At 68.9% G+C, this 18,055-nt stretch carries 14 protein-coding genes; 6 read left to right on the forward strand and 8 right to left on the reverse strand.

Going from position 1 to position 18,055, the window contains the following annotated elements; genetic code table 11:
* Positions 1 to 27 precede the first annotated feature (27 nt).
* Positions 28 to 876, reverse strand: coding sequence for a mechanosensitive ion channel domain-containing protein (locus ABZ004_RS18260; RefSeq protein WP_355681042.1), 849 nt, complete (start codon positions 874 to 876; stop codon positions 28 to 30).
* Between the two features lie 20 nt (positions 877 to 896).
* Here ABZ004_RS18260 and ABZ004_RS18265 point away from each other — a divergent pair, with 20 nt between their 5' ends.
* The 3 genes from ABZ004_RS18265 (at position 897) to ABZ004_RS18275 (ending at position 5,907) form a co-directional block, all read left to right on the forward strand.
* Positions 897 to 2,084, forward strand: a complete 1,188-nt coding sequence (locus tag ABZ004_RS18265) for a hypothetical protein (RefSeq protein ID WP_355681043.1) — start codon at positions 897 to 899, stop codon at positions 2,082 to 2,084.
* A 421-nt stretch (positions 2,085 to 2,505) separates the two neighbouring features.
* Complete coding sequence (gene malQ, locus ABZ004_RS18270; RefSeq protein WP_355681044.1) at positions 2,506 to 4,641, forward strand: 4-alpha-glucanotransferase; 2,136 nt, start codon at positions 2,506 to 2,508, stop codon at positions 4,639 to 4,641.
* Positions 4,642 to 4,866: 225 nt separating this feature from the next.
* On the forward strand, positions 4,867 to 5,907 hold the full coding sequence (locus ABZ004_RS18275) for a helix-turn-helix transcriptional regulator (RefSeq protein WP_355681045.1): 1,041 nt from the start codon (positions 4,867 to 4,869) through the stop codon (positions 5,905 to 5,907).
* On the opposite strand, the gene ABZ004_RS18280 is transcribed toward ABZ004_RS18275, so the two are convergent.
* The 7 genes from ABZ004_RS18280 to ABZ004_RS18310 form a co-directional block, all read right to left on the reverse strand.
* Positions 5,899 to 7,488 carry a hypothetical protein gene (locus ABZ004_RS18280; RefSeq protein ID WP_355681046.1) on the reverse strand — a complete coding sequence of 530 codons (1,590 nt, stop codon included), beginning with the start codon at positions 7,486 to 7,488 and terminating at the stop codon, positions 5,899 to 5,901. The genes ABZ004_RS18275 and ABZ004_RS18280 overlap by 9 nt on opposite strands.
* Positions 7,485 to 9,137 carry an acyl-CoA dehydrogenase family protein gene (locus ABZ004_RS18285; protein ID WP_355681047.1) on the reverse strand — a complete coding sequence of 551 codons (1,653 nt, stop codon included), beginning with the start codon at positions 9,135 to 9,137 and terminating at the stop codon, positions 7,485 to 7,487. The genes ABZ004_RS18280 and ABZ004_RS18285 overlap by 4 nt, the downstream gene beginning before the upstream one ends.
* Positions 9,137 to 10,846, reverse strand: a complete 1,710-nt coding sequence (locus tag ABZ004_RS18290; protein ID WP_355681048.1) for an AMP-binding protein — start codon at positions 10,844 to 10,846, stop codon at positions 9,137 to 9,139. Before ABZ004_RS18290 ends, ABZ004_RS18285 begins: the two co-directional genes overlap by 1 nt.
* Positions 10,847 to 10,930: 84 nt before the next feature.
* Complete coding sequence (locus ABZ004_RS18295; RefSeq protein ID WP_355681049.1) at positions 10,931 to 11,695, reverse strand: 4'-phosphopantetheinyl transferase superfamily protein; 765 nt, start codon at positions 11,693 to 11,695, stop codon at positions 10,931 to 10,933.
* A 1-nt stretch (position 11,696) separates the two neighbouring features.
* A complete protein-coding gene (locus tag ABZ004_RS18300; RefSeq protein ID WP_355681050.1) occupies positions 11,697 to 13,478 on the reverse strand; it encodes a fatty acyl-AMP ligase in 1,782 nt (593 codons plus the stop codon).
* 64 nt (positions 13,479 to 13,542) lie between these two features.
* The gene (locus tag ABZ004_RS18305; RefSeq protein ID WP_355681051.1) at positions 13,543 to 15,297 is read right to left on the reverse strand and encodes an acyl-CoA dehydrogenase family protein; all 1,755 of its coding nucleotides are present in this window, start codon (positions 15,295 to 15,297) and stop codon (positions 13,543 to 13,545) included.
* The gene (locus tag ABZ004_RS18310; RefSeq protein WP_355681052.1) at positions 15,297 to 15,557 is read right to left on the reverse strand and encodes an acyl carrier protein; all 261 of its coding nucleotides are present in this window, start codon (positions 15,555 to 15,557) and stop codon (positions 15,297 to 15,299) included. The genes ABZ004_RS18305 and ABZ004_RS18310 overlap by 1 nt, the downstream gene beginning before the upstream one ends.
* A gap of 262 nt (positions 15,558 to 15,819) precedes the next feature.
* Between ABZ004_RS18310 and sbnA the strand changes: the two genes are divergently transcribed.
* From sbnA to ABZ004_RS18325, 3 genes are read left to right on the forward strand one after another with little or no spacing between them, the layout of a single operon-like run.
* Positions 15,820 to 16,824, forward strand: coding sequence for a 2,3-diaminopropionate biosynthesis protein SbnA (gene sbnA, locus ABZ004_RS18315; protein ID WP_355681053.1), 1,005 nt, complete (start codon positions 15,820 to 15,822; stop codon positions 16,822 to 16,824).
* Positions 16,821 to 17,828, forward strand: coding sequence for a 2,3-diaminopropionate biosynthesis protein SbnB (sbnB, locus tag ABZ004_RS18320; protein ID WP_355681054.1), 1,008 nt, complete (start codon positions 16,821 to 16,823; stop codon positions 17,826 to 17,828). Before sbnA ends, sbnB begins: the two co-directional genes overlap by 4 nt.
* Before the next feature lie 12 nt (positions 17,829 to 17,840).
* Positions 17,841 to 18,050 carry an MbtH family NRPS accessory protein gene (locus ABZ004_RS18325; RefSeq protein WP_355681055.1) on the forward strand — a complete coding sequence of 70 codons (210 nt, stop codon included), beginning with the start codon at positions 17,841 to 17,843 and terminating at the stop codon, positions 18,048 to 18,050.
* Positions 18,051 to 18,055: the final 5 nt, after the last annotated feature.

Raw genomic sequence — 18,055 nt, forward strand, 5'->3', positions numbered from 1 at the left:
GCGCCCGCCGGTCTCCGCCGCGTTGAGTCAGCTCAGGTGTTCGTGTCCGCCCACCCCGCGGTGCGGCGCCGCCGGATCGGAGCCGGTACTACGGCCCTCGGCGGGCGCCTCGCGCGGTGCGTCGCCGGATGTTTCGACCGGAGCCAGCCCGTCGGCCACCTCGGCCGCGCTGCCGACGCCGGTCGTCGACGACGTCGGCGCATCGGGGTCGCGGGTGGTCAGGTTGCCGACCCGCAGGACTTCGCCGTTGCGGACGTACCAGGTGGTGCCGTCCTCGCCGCGCAGCTGGGTGACCCGCAGGCCGACCGCCTCGACCACGCCGGTCGCCTTCTCCATGTCGACCAGGTCGCCGACGGCGTACTGGTCCTCGAAGATCATGAAGATCCCGGCCAGGAAGTCCTTCACCAGCGTCTGCGCGCCGAAGCCGAGGGCAACACCGATGATGCTCGCCGACGCCACCACCGGCAGGATGTTGAAGCCGAGCTCGGCCAGCACCATCACCACCAGGATCGCGGTCAGGATGATGGTCACCGTGCTGCACAGCAGCGACGCGATGGTCTCGGCGCGCTGGGTCCGGCGTTCACTGTTCAGGGTCTGTTCGACGAACTCCTGACCGAGCTTGGACTTGGCCAGGACGCCGGCCACGGCGCCGTTGCCGGTCCGCCGGGCGAACCGGCGGATCAGCTTGTGCAGGAACCAGCGGACGAGGAAGAACGCCACGATCAGCCCGACGATCCGGGCCGGCACGGTGACGATCTGATCGGTCACCTCCAGCTTGCCGTCGTTGCCTCTGCGGAAGAACGTCGGGAAGGCCGCCGGCAGCGAAAACAGGGGGTGACTGAGCAAGGACACGGGGTGACTGAGCAGAATAGGCATCTCGCCGCCCTACTGTAGTGATGCCGCCAGGATCGCCGCACCCACCCCGAGAAGCCCGCGAGGAGGACGAACACGGCATGTCGACCCGGCTGGATGACGAACTCCGCAGGCTGGTGAGCGCGGGCGTGCTGCGCCAGTACCAGGCCGACGCCCTCCGCGACGCCGCCGAAGCCGACTTCTCCCCGCCCGGATCCGGTACGGCGGCCGCCGGCGCCGCGAGCGCCCGGAGTGCCCGCACCGGGGGCGCCCCCGCCGGGGGTGCGGAATCCGGGGGCCGGGGGACCGCCTCGGGCGGTGCTCGCGATGGAAGCGCCGGGGCCGGCGGCGGAGGCGCTGGTGCACCGGGCGCCGGTGCTGACTCGCGCTCGTCCCGGACGCCACCTGCCGCTCCTCACTCCTCCGCGTTGATCGAGGTGCTCGGGTATCTCGGCGGCGCACTCCTGCTCGGCGCCGTGGCGCTTCTCACGCTCGCCAACTGGGGTGAGATGAGTCGCGCGGCCCGGATCAGCACCGGTGGCAGCGCGGCCGTCCTCCTGCTCGGCACAGCCATCATCCTCGCCCTCCTGAGGCGCCCGGACCAGCTCAGCTCGGCGTTGGCATCACTCGGCTGCTGCGTCACCGGGTTCACCACCTATGTCGCCATCGAGGGCGAGGCGGGCCGGGTAGCCGGCGTCGCGGTCGCCCTCGCCCTGGCGATCGCGGGTCTCTGGTGGCTGGCCGGCCCATCGTTGCTCGTGGCAACTTTCGCGGTGCTGGGCGTCGGCGTACTGGTGCTCACCTCGGACGTTCTCACCCCCGACAACGGCACCGCCACCAACTCGGCCGGCATCGCCGGAACGGGTTTCATCCTGGTGGCCTTCGTGATGGGCATGCTCGGCCTCTTCCGGGATCAAGTGACCGCTTGGTCCCTGGCCGGCGCAGCCATGTTCAGCTCATCGATCTGCTGGCTCATCCAAGAGCGCGGCGAGGTGATGGCCCTGGCCGTCGGCACCGCAGGCCCGGCGGCCCTCCTGGTCGCCTACAGCCGCCGCCATGCCTCGGCGTACGCCGTCGTCGGCTGTTCGATCCTCTTGGTCATCTGGCCCACCGCCCTCTACCAACTCACCGACAACGTCGCCGGCGTAGCCATCGGCCTGGTGATCGCCAGCGCCGCCCTCCTAACGGCTGTCCTCCTCCTCACCAGACACCAACGCCGCCTGATCGAATAGCAAGCGGTTATGCGCTACCAGCGCATCTCGGACGGGCACGTAACTCCTGCCCCTCGGCGCCGACATCTCGAGTCACCCCCACCAGCACGTCCTCTGCCCGCCGCGCGTGCAGCTCAGTTCGCGTCGGTCGGCGTACTGACGGACATGAGGTAGTCGCCAAAACCAGCCCTTGCCCCAGCCGGCTGAGCGTGAACTTGGGGCTCGGGCGCCGACACGTCCTGTCCGTCGGTACGCACACCCGCAAGAACTAAGCGCCGGGCCGGCGTGATCCACCTCGGTTGGCCCCCCGAGGTGGATCGGTGGGGCGAGGGGCTGGGTGTGGAGACGGTTGGCGCGAGGGCGGAGTGTGGGGTGGGGGAGATGGCTCTGGTGGAAGAAGTGGGGAGGTGGTTGGTGTGGTTGGTTCGACGGGGTGGAGTGGATGGGGCAGACTCGCGGGGTGACTGCTCCTACTGCGGCCCTTGTCGAGCTTGCTGTTGCGCATGGGGTGGCGACTGAGTACTGGGACTGGCAGGGCAAGCATGTGCTGGTTTCCAGTGAGGTTGTCGCTGCTGTGCTGGCGGCGCTCGGGGTGGATGCGTCGACGCCTGAGCGGGCGGCCGACGCGCTGGCTGAGCACCGGCTGGCCAGGTGGCGGCGGGTGCTGCCCGCGACTCTGGTGCTCCGGGAAGGGTGGACGCCCTGGTTCGCGGTGCATCTGCCGCACGGGTCGACGGCCGAGGTGTGGCTCGATCTGGAGGACGGCGGTCAGCGCCGGGACATCCCGCAGCAGGAGCACTGGGTCGAGCCGCAATTCATCGACGGCGTACAGATCGGTGAGGCGACGTTCCAGCTGCCGGGCGATCTTCCGCTCGGCTACCACCGGCTCTGCGCGCGGATCGGCACCAACCCGGAGATCTCCGTCGGCACCGTGATCGTCACGCCGCAGAAGCTCGAGCCGCAGAAGTTGCGCCGGACCTGGGGGTGGGTGCTGCAGCTGTACTCCGTGCGCTCGCGCCGCTCCTGGGGTATCGGCGACCTGCACGACCTCGCGGATCTCGCCGCCTGGTCGGCCAACGATCTCGGTGCCGGGTTCGTCCTCATCAACCCGTTGCACGCGGCCGAGACCGCGGGCCGGATGGAGCCCTCGCCGTACCTGCCGGCCTCACGGCGGTTCTCCAACCCGCTGTACCTGCGGATCGAGGACATCGACGAGTACGGCGATCTCGCGCCGGCCGAACGCGATCGGGTCCGGACTTTGAGCCTGCAGACCCGGGCGCTGAGCGAGGACGCGACGGCGATCGACCGCGACACCGTCTGGGCGGCGAAGCGCGAGGCACTCCAGTTGCTGTTCGGCGTACGGCCGTCGATCGGCCGGATCGCGGAGTACGGCGCGTACTGCGACCGCGAGGGCCAGGGGCTGATCGACTTCGCCACCTGGGCCGCGATCTCCGACGTGCACGGCCCGGAGTGGAGCAAGTGGCCGGACGAGCTACGGGACCCGTCGTCCGGGCCAGTCGTTGCCTTCCGCAACGAAAACCCGGATGCGGTGGAGTTCCACTGCTGGCTGCAATGGCAGCTCGACGAGCAGCTCGCCAGGACACAGGCGCGGGCGAAGAGCGCCGGGATGTCGCTCGGGATCCTGCACGACCTGGCGGTCGGCGTACACCCGGACGGCGCCGACGCCTGGGCCTTGCAGCGGGTGCTCGCCGCCGGGATCCACGTCGGTGCGCCGCCGGACGCGTTCAACCAGCAGGGCCAGGACTGGTCGCAGCCGCCGTGGCGTCCGGACGCGCTCGCCGAGACCGGGTATGCGGCGTGGCGTGACCTCGTCCGCGCGGTGATCCGGCACGGTGGTGGCCTGCGGATCGACCACATCCTGGGGATGTTCCGGCTCTGGTGGGTGACCTCGCCGGAGTCGCCGACCGAGGGGACCTACGTCCGCTACGACCACGAGGCGCTGATCGGCATCCTGGTGCTGGAGGCGGCCCGGGCCGGCATCGTCGTGGTGGGCGAGGACCTCGGCACGGTCGAGCCGTGGGTGCGCGACTACCTGACCGAACGAGGCATCCTCGGTACGTCGGTGCTCTGGTTCGAGCGGGACGCCGACGGCCGGCCGCTGGCACCGGAGTGCTGGCGGGAACTCTGCCTGGCAACGGTCACTACGCATGACCTTCCGCCCACAGCGGGTTACCTCGCGGGCGATCACGTCGAGCTGCGCGACCGCCTCGGCCTGCTCACCCGGCCGGTCGCCGAGGAGCTGGCGGTCGACGAGGCCGACCGCGACGCGTGGCTGAACGCCTTGCGGGAAAGGCATCTGCTCGGCCTGGCCGACGGCGACGTCGAGCGGATCGTGGAGGCGCTGCACCGGTACGTCGCGCACACGCCGGCCAAGCTGGTAGGGGTCGCGCTGACCGATGCGGTCGGCGAACGGCGTACCCAGAACCAGCCTGGAACGACGGACGAGTACCCGAACTGGCGGATCCCGCTCGGCGGCCCGGACGGAATGCCTGTCATGCTCGAGGACCTGCCGGCGAACCACCGCCTGCGCCGACTGATCGGCACACTCTCCATATAGCCGGAAATCCTTTCTCCGCTAGCCATTCGATCCTGGTCGAATCGTTGCCAGGTCCGGGAAGAACCGGGTGTGATCAAATCCGCCTGATGGCCCGGCGGGTCAGTACTGTCGGTGGTGATGGCTCTTAGAGTGAGTGCGAAAACGGGGTCGAGGAAGGTGCTCCTCGGTCAGGAGCCGGCTGCTTGGGGAGGCATATCGGTGAGAAGCGGATCCGTGGACGAACACATGCTCAGACCGTTGGGACTGTCGGCCGACGCCGAGAAGATCTACCGGTGTCTGCTGGCGGACCCCCGGACCGAGATTCCACCGCTGGCCGCCCGGATGAGCTGGCCGATCGACCGGCTGGAGGCGGGCGTCAACGAACTGCTCGAGCTCGCCCTGGTCCGGTATTCCTGGGAGCGCCCGCACGAGCTGCACCTGGTCAGCCCGGAGGTCAGCCTGGTGCCGCTGCTGACCCAGCAGGAGCTGGCGCTGCTGGACAAGCAGAAGGAGGTCGTGGCCAGCCGGGTCGCGATCGAGGAGATCGTCGCGGAGTACGGTGACCGCGCCGCGGCCGGCGGGTACCACGACGCCGAGCGGCTGGTCGGCCTGGACAACATCCGGCTCCGGCTGGAGGCGCTGATGGCCGGCGTCGAGACCGAGGTGATGGCGTTCTCCGACGGCGGTCCGCAGTCCGCGGCGAACCTGGAGGCCGGCCGGCCGCTGGACGAGTCGATGCTGGACCGGGGGGTCCGGATGCGCGGCGTCTACCTGGACAGCCTCGCCAACGACGGCCCGACCGCCCGGTACGTCGGCTGGCTGCACGAACGGGGCGCCAGGATCCGGACCACCGCGACCCTGCCGTTGCGGATGCTGATCACCGATCGCAAGTGCGTGATGGTGCCGATGGACGTCACCGACAGCGCCCAGGGCGCGCTGCTGATCCGCGACACTGGTGTCGTCGCGGCTCTCTGCGCGCTCTTCGAGGCGATCTGGGAGAAGAGCGCTCCGTTCGGGGGCGCCCGGTCCGGCCGCGACGACGTCGGGCTGACCCGGCAGGAACGAGCGGTCGTCCAGTTGCTCGCGGAAGGCCATACCGACGACGTGGTCGCCCGCCGGCTCGGCGTCTCGGTCCGGACCAGCCGCCGGCTGACCGCCGATCTGATGGTCCGGCTCGATGCCCGCAGCCGGTTCCAGGCCGGCGTCCGGGCGATCCGGGCCGGCTGGCTGCCGGTCGATGACGACGACCAGTTCCTGCCCGCCCCGGCGAGCTCGGACTCAGCCTGACCGAAGGTCGAACGCTCGCCGGGCATCGTGCCGGGCGAGCAGTTCGGCCATCACCCGTTCGCCCGCGTCGGCCGGCGGAGCGCCAGGGGCGTCGCCGAGCCGACCGAGCAAGCGATGCAGTGCCACCGTCAGCCAGGCCGGATCCTTGATGAACCCTGTCTGGTTGTGCCGCCAGACCCCGACGCACGACGCAGCCGCGATCAGCAACGCGTACCGGCCGGCCAAGGTGAACGCATCGGGAGTGGCCAGTGGAGTCCGATCCCGCGGCGGAAGCGCTTTGCTCCGTGCCCGCACCTGCCGTACGCCGATGGCGAGCTGCTCCCCGTACGACGCCAGAGCTCCGGGCAACTCTTCAGCCGTGAGCTCACCCAACGGATCGCCCGGGCTCAGCCTCGCCGCCGCCAACCCCGCGAAGTCGAGATCCGGCAATGCTGCGTCGAGCCCGAACAGCGTGGCCGGGTCAGGGGAGTCCCGCTCGATCTCGCCACCCGGTAAGCCGGGAATCAACGTGGCGCGTCGCCGAGCACCACCCGTCGCGACCAGAGGAGCCGCCAGCAGATCGCGCCGATGCTTCTGGAAGATCGCGTCCCGCCGATGCGCTTCCATTCCGAGCACATCGTCGAGCGCAGAGATCACGTCACGAGCCAGTACGACGGCGAGGCGATCCACGGCTCCGAGATAGCTAGCCGGCCGGCCAGGCATCAGGTGCAGCGCCCGTCCCGCGACAGTGGCCAGACAGTCGAGCACGAGCACATCGACAAAGGCTCCGACCAGGGCAGACCGCACGTACGGCAAACGATTGCGTTGCTGCGCCGACTCAAGTGCCGCTCGCAGTTGCGTGTCCAGCAGCCCGACTATTGCACCGGCCAAGGTGGTCCGGGTGACAGCTAGGGCAGTCCGGGCAAGCTCCAGACCACCGTTGAATTCCCCGACCAGCTGTGGATCGTGCCGCTGCGCCCCAAGATCCAGGTCCCCGAACCGAAGTCCCCGTACGCCGGTGTGCTGCCGTGGCACCCGAGGCTGAGACCCGTGCGGCAGCAGAAGCACCGAGTACTTCGTACTGCCCAGCGCAGAACCTGTTCGCGCTACGACGGCAACTGGTGAGTCCCAGCCGGTCAGGCCCGACACCGCGGGCCGCGAGCCGTCCAAGGCCAGCTCGTCGCCGTACCGGCGGGCCACCAGTTCCGAACCGGCTAGTTGGCTGTCGGGCTCGCCGTACGAGGCCACGGGTAGGCGGTTGGCCAGCATCGTTTTGGCGAGCGGCTCCTGGTGGCCGACGTCACCTGACGACCACACGAGTGCTGAGCTCAGTAGTGGAGCGATACCGGCGCCGAGGCCGACTGTGGCGTCTCTGCGGAACAGTGGACGCAGCAGTTGGACCAGTCGATCGATCGTGCTCAGTTGTCCGCCATGGATCCGCGGGACCAGCTCTGCCGACCAGTTGAGTTCCGTGAGGAGCTCGGTCGATCCAGGCAGCGGTACGGCGGCTTCGTCGGCACCGAGGACGGCGTCGAAGCTGAACGGGTTGTGGGGATCGGCCGCGTCGCCCAATGCCGTCTCGATGGCAAGGGTCGTGGTCATGGCCGGCTCGCTTCACTGAGGGAGTACGGGAAGAGGGACAACAGCCGGCCGGAACGGAGCTGCTGAACCATGGCGGGCATCAGCCGCCCGTAGGCGATCTGGACGGTTTCGGCCAGACCGGACGGCGCTACTCGCAGCAGACCGAGCAGCCGGACCAGACAGGCTTCCAGCCAGACACCTCCGGTCCAGAGGTCGTCCTTGGGATGCTCGGCGTAGTTCCGCAGCCACACCTGCAGACATGAAGCTGCAGCAAAGCAGAGCGTGTACCGGCGAGCCAGATCCATGGCGACTGTCGGGTCCAGGTCCTCGGCCAGCTGGCAATGCAGGTCGTTGGCGACGCTGAGCACGACGTCGGCGCTCCCGGCGAGCTGATGGCTGACCACTCCCGCGTTGGCCAGCGATTCGAGCTCGGCCACGGCGGCCGGCAGTCCGTTCAGTACCGAGGAGCCGTTGCGGGCCAGCAGTTGCAGCTGGTCCGGACGCAGCTCGGGCAGGTCGGTGGACAGGGCCGCGGCTGCCGCCAGCGGAGCCTCTTGTCCATAGGTACGAACCAGGAGTGGCAGCTGGCCCGCAAGGCTTCGCAGCACCCGGACCGCATCAGAGACCGCTCCGGCCGTCTGGTGATCGCGCAGCGCCTTGCCGACCTGTTCCTCGTCGGTGGTGAGCTCTGCGGCGAGCTGGATCAGGTCATCGGCCCGGTCGCGAAGGAAGACCGTCGCAGCCGGTCCGACCACCGCCAGTTCGTCGGTGCTGAGCTGCACGCTTCTGGTGGCGACCATGGCCACTGCCTCGGCCGCGAGGAGATCCGCATAGGCCTCTGTGAGTCGGCGCCGGACCTGCGGCAGGTCCACCAGGCGAAGGTCGTAGACGGTGTCCTCGATCACCCGGTCGAGGGCGAGTCGTAGTACCTGGTCGATGCCGCCCAGGGAGACAGCTGCGTCGAGGATCCAGGTCAGCTGCCGACTCTTCAACGACAGCTCGACACCGGAACCTTCGGTCCCGATCAGGTCCGTCGCAGGAACGCCGAGCAAGGTCAGGCTGCCGTGATCAGCACCGCGAATTCCGTGCAGCCGCGCGGGAGGTTCAAGCTGTGCGCGGTCGGTCTCGACCAGGAACATCGACCACTCGCTGATGCCGTCGCCGGTCCGCGCGAGCAGACCAGTCAGTGCCCCACGAGTCCGCGGCGCAGCCGGCGTCGTACCGGTCAGCACATAGCCGGCCGGTGAAGCAGCGGCGACGGGTGGACCGATCGCCTCGGGTGGACTGCTGTCGGAGAATCGCCGCTCGGCCTTGTGCCCTCGCACCAGCTCCCCACCGAGCCGGGACGCCAGGGCCGGGGTAGCGGCGATCCAGCTCGGCACTGCATCCACGTACGCCGTACCGTGGGCGACCGCGACGGTCATGTCGCGGCGGGCCACTGTGCGCAACAGTTGGAAGAGGTCCTCGTAGTTCTGCAGCGCTCCGCCGTACTGCGGCGGCACGTAGTACGCCGAGAGACCGAGGCCGTCGAGCTGATCGCAGATGGCGGCCGGGAACTCGTCGTGGGCGTCCAGCTCGGCACAGTGGGAGTAGGAGAACAGCTGGTCGGGGTCGGTCGGGTCGCCTAGCTTGGCGTCGAGGTCGGCGGCCAGCTGGTACGCCTTGTGCATCACTGCGCCGCCACTGCCGGAACGGCGGTATTCCTGCGTCGGGTGGGCTTGGCAGGTGTGGGCAGTGGGTCGGTGAAGCGGAACCGCTGGCGGGTCTGGCGACCGAGCACTTCGTAGACGGGGGCCAGTGCGTCACTACGGAACAGTTCGCGCATGAGCGTGCGTTGTACCCGCCCGGCGACCCGGTGAATCTGTCCTGGCCGGAGGAAGACCACGTTCGCAACCCGCACTCGGTAGCGATCACGCAGCGCGTCACGGACGACGGACGAAAGTGCGCTCAGATCAGCGCTACTGATCCGAGCAGGAACTTCCTGCAGCACAACGAGTTCCTCCCGCGGTACGTCGACCGCGCAGACGCAACCGGGGAGGTCCGCGAAGGCCGGGTCGAGCTGAGCCAACTCCTGCTCGATGTCCTGGGCATAGAGGCTGCGACCGTCGATGACCAGCCGGTCCGAGACTCGTCCGGTCCGGTAGAGCTGGGCGCCGTGGATCACACCGAGGTCGCCGGTCGGCGCGTAGCCGTCCAGCCAGATCTCACCGATCAGGCCGTCCAGCAGCTCGGTCTGGGTTGCCGTGTTGAAGACCTGCAATCCGGTGCCTTCCACCGGACCACAGCTGACCAGGTCGAGTCCGCCGCTAGCGGGCTGCAAGGTGTCGCGTTCGAGCGCCCACCGATCGGCCGGCGTGATCAAAGGCCCGTCCAGACGGTCGCCGGGTGGGGAGACGGTGATCAGCCGATCGGCCGGACCGTAGGCGGGAGTGAGGGCGCGTGGGTTCAGCCCGGCCGGGGCGAAGCGCTCCGCGAAAGCGGTCAGCGTCGCGGCCGAGACCGGCTCCGGCCCGTTGACCGCCGTACGCAGTCTGGACAGGTCGAACGAGCCGGCCAGCTCGGCGGGAATCCGGCGGACGCAGTGGTCGTAGGCGAAGTTCGGCGCCGCGGTCAGCCGGATGTCGAAGGTGTCGATGAGCTGCAGCCAGCGGTGCGGGTGCTTCAAAAACTCGGTCGGCGACATCAGCACGCTGGTCGCGCCGACGGCCAGCGGAGCCAGCAGCAGTCCGACCAGGCCGAGGTTGTGGTGCATCGGCAACCAGCCGCCAACAGTGCCGTGGGCAGCAAGGTCGAGTGTGTCGTCCAGCAGATCGATGTCGCGAGCCAGCGCTGCGTGCGAGACCGCGTGCCCAGAGAGATCAGTGCCGGAGCACGTGTACTGCACGAAGGCCGGCGAAGGCCCGTGCACCTCGAGCGGTCCGGCGGGCTGCACCCTGGACAGGTCGACCAGGTCGGTGGCGAACAAGGCCAGCTCATTCAGCCGGTCCTGGATCAGCCAGTCGGCGACACCGTCCAGATGCTCGGTGTCGGTCAGTACCAGTCGCGGACCGGCATCGAGGGCGATCCCGGTGGTCAGCGACAGGTGATGACCGAAGGTGCCCGGCAGGGGAGCCGGGACCGGCACGCACCCGGCGTACAGGCAGCCCCAGAACGCCTTGGCGAAGTCGATCGAGGACGGGTAGAGCAGCAGTACCCGGTCGCCGGGGACCGCGTGGGCCCGCAGCCACCCGGCGATCGCCCTGGCCCCGTCATGCAGTTCCCGGTACGTCGCGGTGCCGGCGGCGACCCGCCCGTCCCGGTGGCTGACCTCTATCAGCGCCGGGCGGGACGGGTCGTCCTGTACCTGCCGGCCGAACCTGGTGACCAGATCCTCGTTCATCATCGCCTCCTACCGATCAGCAAGTTCTTTGTGCTTCTCAGTGAGTATTGACGACTTCAGAGGCCGGATGGGGCGTTCTGATTGTCATGAAGCGCCGACTGCAAGTTGCTGCCAATCGACCGCCGGCCAACTGATCTCAGCCGGCAGACCGGCCTCGAGAGCCAGCGCAGCGACGCAGCGAGAACCGGCTGGCAGGTCCTGCACGGACCACGCTGGTGCACCCACGATGGCCTTGTGCGTGACCTTGACCAGCCCGTTGGCAGCAGGCTGCACGTCGATCTCCCGCAGAGGTGCCATCAGCCCGATACCGCTGGCTTTCAGGACAGCCTCCTTTCTGGTCCAGCAGCGCAGGAACAAGGCCTTGCGGGCCTGGTCGTCAGGCTCGGCACGGAGCGCTGCCAGCTCGGCAGGTGTCATCACCATCGGCGCGACCCGGTCGAAGTCGACCGCGGCGGCACCTTCGATGTCGACCCCGATCAACCGGTCCCTGGTGACCGCGAGCAGCCAGTCGTAGTCGGATCTCGACAGGCTGAAGGCCAGTCCGGTGCGCGGCGTGATCAGCTGCGGCGGCCCATGATCTGGACTGCCGCAACCGGGACAGATCCGGCGGCCGAACCCCAGCCGGCCCGGAGTCTCCCGGACGTACCCGGCCAGGATCCGCCGGACAGCGGCCCGCGATCCCGCGAACTGCGCGCCGGCCGACGGCACCATCCGGGCGAACCGTTCCAGCTCGACGGCATCCAGCAACGCCAGATCCGCCGCGTCCGGCTCGGTGGGCGCCCGGCCCCGGAACAGGTGCACCGCGCCGTCTGTCGGCGGTGGCGGGAACCCATGGGTGTGAACGGTCATCTCAAACTCCGACTCCGACGAGCGTCTCCGTCAGTGGTGCCCGGTGCAACTTCTTGATCGAGGGCTCGAGGTCCTCGAAGTGCGGCAGCAGCGTGTCGGTGACGAACAGCTCGCGCATGCTGGTCCGGCGCACCTTCCCGCTGGTGGTCCGCAGCACCCCGCCGCGCTTGACGAAGCAGACGTTCGCCACCGGACTCCCGGCGTACGCCGAAAGGTCGGCCTTGATCAGGTCGGCGAGCTCCTGCAACCCGGTCGGCGCGGCAGCCCCTGCGGTCCGGATCTCCTGGATGACAACGATCCGTTCCGCGCCGTCACCGGGTACTCCGAACGCGGCGCTCGCCCCGTCGGCCAGGGCCGGGTGCAGCAACCCGAGCTTGCGCTCCAGATCCTGCGGGTAGATGTTGCGGCCGTTGATGATGATGAGTTCCTTGATCCGGCCGGTGATGTAGAGGTCGCCGTCGTGACAGACCCCGAGGTCACCGGTGCGCAGGTACGGGCCCTCGTCCTCGACGGTGTACGCGTCGAAGACGGCCGCGCTCTCGTCCGGCTTGCCCCAGTAGCCGAGGGCGACGCTCGGGCCGCGCAGCCAGATCTCGCCGATCCGGCCGTCCTCCAGTGGGGTTCGGGAGTCGGGATCGACGATCCGCAGGTCGAACCCGGTCGGCACCGGGCCGCTGCTGATCAGTTCACGACCGGCTGCGACGTCGTCGGTCGGGGTGAACAGGCGACGCTCGATGTCGGCGGCGTCGACCCGGACCGGCTTCGGGCGCCGGTTCTCGTCGGTGCCGGTGACCAGCAGGCCGACCTCTGCCATGCCGTAGCAAGGCCGGATGGTCTCCGGCTTCAGGCCGGCCGCGGCGAAGTGCAGCTCGAACCGCTTCAAGGTGGCCGGGTCGACCGGCTCGGCGCCGTTCAGCGCGTGCCGCCAGCGACTCAGGTCCAGCTGCTCGACCTGGGCCGGCTTGATCCGGCGTACGCACAGGTCGTAGGCGAAGTTCGGTGCCGGGCTGATGTCGATGCCTTCTTGGTCGATCAGGTCGAGCCAGCGGTACGGGTCGCGCAGGAAGCTCATCGGCGACATCAGGTAGAGCGTGCCGCCGAGGAAGATCGACGACAGCGAACCGCCGATCAGGCCCATGTCGTGGTAGTGCGGCAGCCAGGAGCCGACCTTGCCGCCGGTCGGCAGCCCGAAGGTCTTCTTGATCAGGCCGAGGTTGTGCCACAGGCTCTGGTGCGACACCATCACGCCGCGCGGCTCGCTGGTCGAACCGGACGTGAACTGCAACAGGGCCAGGGTTTCGGGCTTGATCACCGGCTCGGTCCAGCTGCCCTCATCGCCGAGGTCGATGTCGGTGGCGGCGCAGAGGATGTCGGTGTCGACCAGTTCGGTGAGCTGCTCGGTCAGGTCGGCGAGATTCGCGCTGTCGGTGAAGAGTACCGAGCAGCCGGCCGCGTTGACGATCGTGCGGAGCCGGTCGACCTTGCCCTTGCCGTCACCGGCGGGCAGCGGGGCCGGCACCGGGATCATCTGAGCGTACAGGCAGGCGAAGAAGGCGTTCACGAAGTCGGCACCGGGCGGATAGAGGAGCAGCACCCGGTCACCCGCGGCGCGGTGCTCCTGCAGCCAGGAGGCGAGTCGCCGCGACCGGAGGTCGAGCTCGGCGTAGCTGAGCTCGGTCCGCACCGCCGATCCGGGTCCGTCGGGCAGGAAGACGATCGCGTTCTGATCGCCTCGGGTCTGCGCGAACTCCCGGGTCGAATCGAAGATGTTGTTGTGCTGCATGGGTTTCCTTCCTGTCCGCGAGCCACGAACGGGGCGGCCGTGGCTGCTGGGGGGTCGAGGGTCTTCAGTCGGTGGCGGCGGCGCCGAGGCGGAGCGGGACCAGCGAGAACAGCCGCTCGTCTTCCCAGCTGCTGAGCATCTCGGCCTCGACCACGACCAGGCTGTCCGGATCGAGCTGCTGGTCGGGCACCAGCCGGCTGAGGATGCGCTGCAGGGCGAGCACCACCCATTCGGGCCGGCCGACGAATCCGCCGCGTCCCGCGTTGGCGTTCCAGGTGTGCAGGCAGGCCGCCGCCGCGTGGACGAGACAGTACTGCCGGGCCAGCGTGAAGCCGCGGGAGTTGGAGTGCAGGTCGTTGCCCTGCTTCACCAATTCCCGGACACCCTGTTGCAGTTTCTCCTGCACAGCAAGGACTTCTCCGGCTACCTGCTTCAACGTCGCGTACTCCGCGGGGATCGCGGCAACCACATCGGGCAGGCTCTGGGTGATCTCGTCAAGGCCGCCGTTGGTGAGCTTGAACCGGTCGAAACGTAGATCCCACTGCGGTGGCTCGTACTCGTGGTCGTACAGGTCCTGCAGCAGCGCCTCGGTGTTCAGGTCGTACTCCGGACGCAGCAACAATGACGGCAGCTGACTCGCCACCACGTGCTGGTGGACGTGACTGGTTCCCTCGAAGATGCTGACGATCTTGTTGTCCCGCAGCATCTTCTGGAAGATGCCGTCGTTGACGCCCTCGCGCATGAAGTGCCGCGCGGCCAGGACGGACCCGAGACTGCTCAGTACTTCGTCGATCAGACCGGGCACCAGGTACTTCGTGACCGACGACCACAGACTGAGTCGCTCCGGCATCACCGAGATGGCTCGGGCGGTGGCGGCCGTGGTGCACTCGGCGACCAGCAGATCGACGTACGCCGCCAGCACCTGCTCGCGGATCACCTGGATCTCGTGCACCGTGCGCCCGTAGAGCCGGCGCCTGCGGATGTGGTCGAGCGTGGTCCGCAGACCGGTGTCGGCGACTCCCATCGACATCGCCGTGACCAGGGTCCGGCTGATCTGCAGGGTCTTGATCGCCTCCTCCATCCCGCGACCACGGTGACCGATGATCGCGTCGGCCGGCAGCGGGCAGTCGTTCAGCGTGATGCCGGAGACATCCGCGCCGCGCAGGCCGAGGGTCTTGACCCGCAGTTCGGTTGCCCAGCGCAACGGGTCGAGATTCTCCTTGTCCACCAGGAAGGCGGAGAAGCCACGCGGCCCGGCCGGACCGGTCCGGGCGAAGATGGTGGCGAACGAGCTGCGGATGCCGTTGCCGATCGGCCACTTAGTGCCGGTCAGCAGGTAGCCCGCCTCGTCGCCGCCCTCGGCCAGCACCTCACCGGCGACGACGTCGCAGCCGTGATCGGCCTCGGACAACCCGAACGCCCCGAACCCGCCGCCCTTGATCAGCTCGGCGACCCGGGCCCGCTGGGCGGCGGAACCCCAGCCCCAGACCGGCATCGCGCCGAGGAAGGTGGCGCCCGAGCTCAGCGCCGGCGTCATGTCCCGGCGGGCCAGCGACCGGATCAGCCCGAACATCCGCTCCATGTCGTGGAACCGGCCACCCTCGGCCGCCGGCACGTAGTGCAGCGGATAGCCCCACTCCGCCAGCGCGTCGAACGCCGGGACGGCCTTCTCCTCGCGCTCGTCGTACTCCATCTGTTCCGCGAAGGTGATCCGCGCTCCCGGGTCCCGGGGGTCGCCGAGGAACTCCTCGAAGTCCTCGACCGTTTCGTGCACCGAGCTCCGGCCCGCCCGCACCTCGGGGTGCGTCGCGGTGGACATCAGGCGAGGCTCTCGGCGCTCGCCAGCTGCTCGGAGATCAGCGCGATGGTCGGGTACGACCAGGCCAAGTGGTCCGGCACGTGCGTGCCCAGCCACTCCTCGAGCTCGGCCACCAGCTCCATCGCGTGCACCGAGTCGACGCCGATCGACGCCAGCGGCGCGGCCGGGTCCACCTCGTCCGGGGTCAACCCGATCATCCGGGCCACCCGGCCGCGCAGGAACTCGGTGAGTTCGGCGGCGGTGACCACACGGTTCAGCACCGGGGTCTCTGTCCCTCCGGATTTAAGAACACTCGATTCTACCTGTGACATAACGTCTCGCTCCTTTGCGTGCTTTCTCGGAAGCCGGCACAACTCACCGACAGAGATCACCCTCCCGAGCGCGCCTATATTCCGCCGATAGCACGAGAAGCCCCGTTGGTATAGGGGCGATATGGCGGGCCGGTCGAGTCTTCAGGGGAGTCCCCTGATTGGCCGTCGCCAGGCGGTCACCGGCGAAGCAGTGAGGTTGGTGGTGACAAAGATGACGCGAAAAGTTGTGCCGAGCATTCTCGACAGCATCGGTGACACGCCACTGGTGGAGCTGGGGAACCTGATCCCCGGTTTCCCCTCCCGCGTTTTCGCGAAGATGGAACGGTTCAACCCCAGCGGCAGCATCAAGGACCGGACGGCGTACAGCATGATCCGCGCCGCGCTGCAGTCGGGTGAGCTGGTGCCCGGGCGGTCGGTGGTGGTGGAGTCGAGTTCGGGCAACCTCGCCATCGGTTTGGCCCAGATCTGCCGGTACTTCGGGCTGCGCTTCGTCTGCGTGGTCGACCGGAACACGACGGAGCGCAACCTCGCGATCCTGGACGCGTTCAAGGTCGAGGTGGAGGTGGTCACCGAACCGGATCCGGCCGGCGGGCTGCTCGCCGCCCGGCTGCGGCGGGTCCGCGAGCTGGCCGCGACCGTCCCGCACGCGTACTGGCCGAACCAGTACGCCAACCCGATGAATCCCCGCGCGCACCACGACACGATGCGCGAGATCGAAGAGGCGCTGGCCGGCAAGGTCGACTACCTGTTCGCCTCGGTGAGCACGTTCGGCACCCTGCGCGGCTGTGCCGACCACATCCGCCGGGCCGGCCTGTCGACCACGGTGGTCGGCGTCGACGCGGTGGGCAGCGTGATCTTCGGCGGATCGGCCGCCTCCCGGCTGCTGCCGGGGCACGGTGCCTCGGTCCGGCCGCCGCTGGCCGACAACTCGATGGTCGACGAGGTGATCCACATCTCCGACCTGGAGGCGGTGATCTCCTGCCGCCGGCTGCTGATGACCGAGGCGATCCTCGGCGGCGGCTCGTCCGGCGCCACCGTGGCCGCACTGGAGAAGTTCTCCGACCGCGTCCCGGCCGGCTCGAACTGTGTACTGATCTTCCCCGACGGCGGCGACCGCTACGTCGACACCGTCTACTCCGACACCTGGGTCCGCCGGAACTTCGGCGAGGTCTCCCACCTCTGGAAGGAACCTTTTGAGATGAGTGTTCCCGCATGATCATCCTCGGTCATTCGGACGTCCACGAGATCCTGTCCGGTAGCGAGCAGCAGACCCTGGACGTGGTCGCCGCGGCGTACCGGCTACACGACGAGGGGCAGTCCGCTGTCCCGCACTCGGTCTTCCTGCGGTTCCCCGGGAACAAGAGCGACCGGATCATCGGCCTGCCCGCGTACGCCGGTGGCGAGAACCCGGTCGCCGGGATGAAGTGGATCTCTTCGTTCCCCGGCAACGTGCAGCGGGGACAGCAGCGCGCCAGCGCCGCGATCCTGCTGAACTCGCTGGACAACGGTCACCCGGAGGCTCTGATCGAGGGCTCCCAGATCTCTGCCCGCCGGACCGCCGCGAGTGCTGCCGTAGCAGCGCGCGAGCTGACCGCGGGCGACCCGCCGACCGGCGTCACGCTGATCGGCACCGGCGTCATCAACCTCGAGGTGTTCCGCTTCCTCACCGAGGCGCTGCCCTCGATCGAGGAGATCACCGTCTTCGACACCGACGCCGATCGGGCCGCGAGCTTCGCGGAGAAGTGCCAGGAGATCAAGCCGGTCAAGGCCGGCCAGGCCGCCACGATCGACGAGGCATTGGCCGCGCAGAAACTGATCTCGTTCGCCACCACGGCGATCGAGCCGCACACCGGACTCGACGCGTGCCAGCCGGGCACCGTCGTCCTGCACCTGTCGCTGCGTGACCTGTACGCCGACGCGATCGTTGCCGCGCGCAACATCGTCGACGACGCGGACCACGTCTGCCGCGAAGGCACCTCGCTCTACCTGGCCGAGCAGCAGACCGGCAGCCGCGACTTCATCGACGCGCCGATCGGAGCGCTACTCCGCGGTACGGCGAAGCTCGATCGCACCCCCGGCGAGTTGGTCGTCTACTCGCCGTTCGGCCTCGGCGTCCTGGACATGGCGCTGGCCGGCTACGTCCGGACCGAAGCCGAGCGCCGCGGTCTGGGCGCCACCTTCGAGACCTTCATTTCAAACGAGCCCAGTATCCCGGCCTGAGGAGCCAGAAAGATGCCTGAAGCAACTGACGACCGCGCCTACCTGGTGGTCCGCAACGACGAGGAGCAGTACTCGCTGCTGCTCGCCGACCGGCCGCTGCCGAAGGGCTGGCAACCGGCCGGGTTCGAAGGCGACCGGGAGTCCTGCCTCGCGCAGATCGGCGCGACCTGGACCGACCTGCGCCCCCTGAGCCTGCGCCGCCGGCTCGCCGCCACCGCCTGAATCCC

It is taken from the genome of Kribbella sp. NPDC006257, assembly GCF_040613535.1.
In the GTDB taxonomy this organism is placed as follows: domain Bacteria; phylum Actinomycetota; class Actinomycetes; order Propionibacteriales; family Kribbellaceae; genus Kribbella.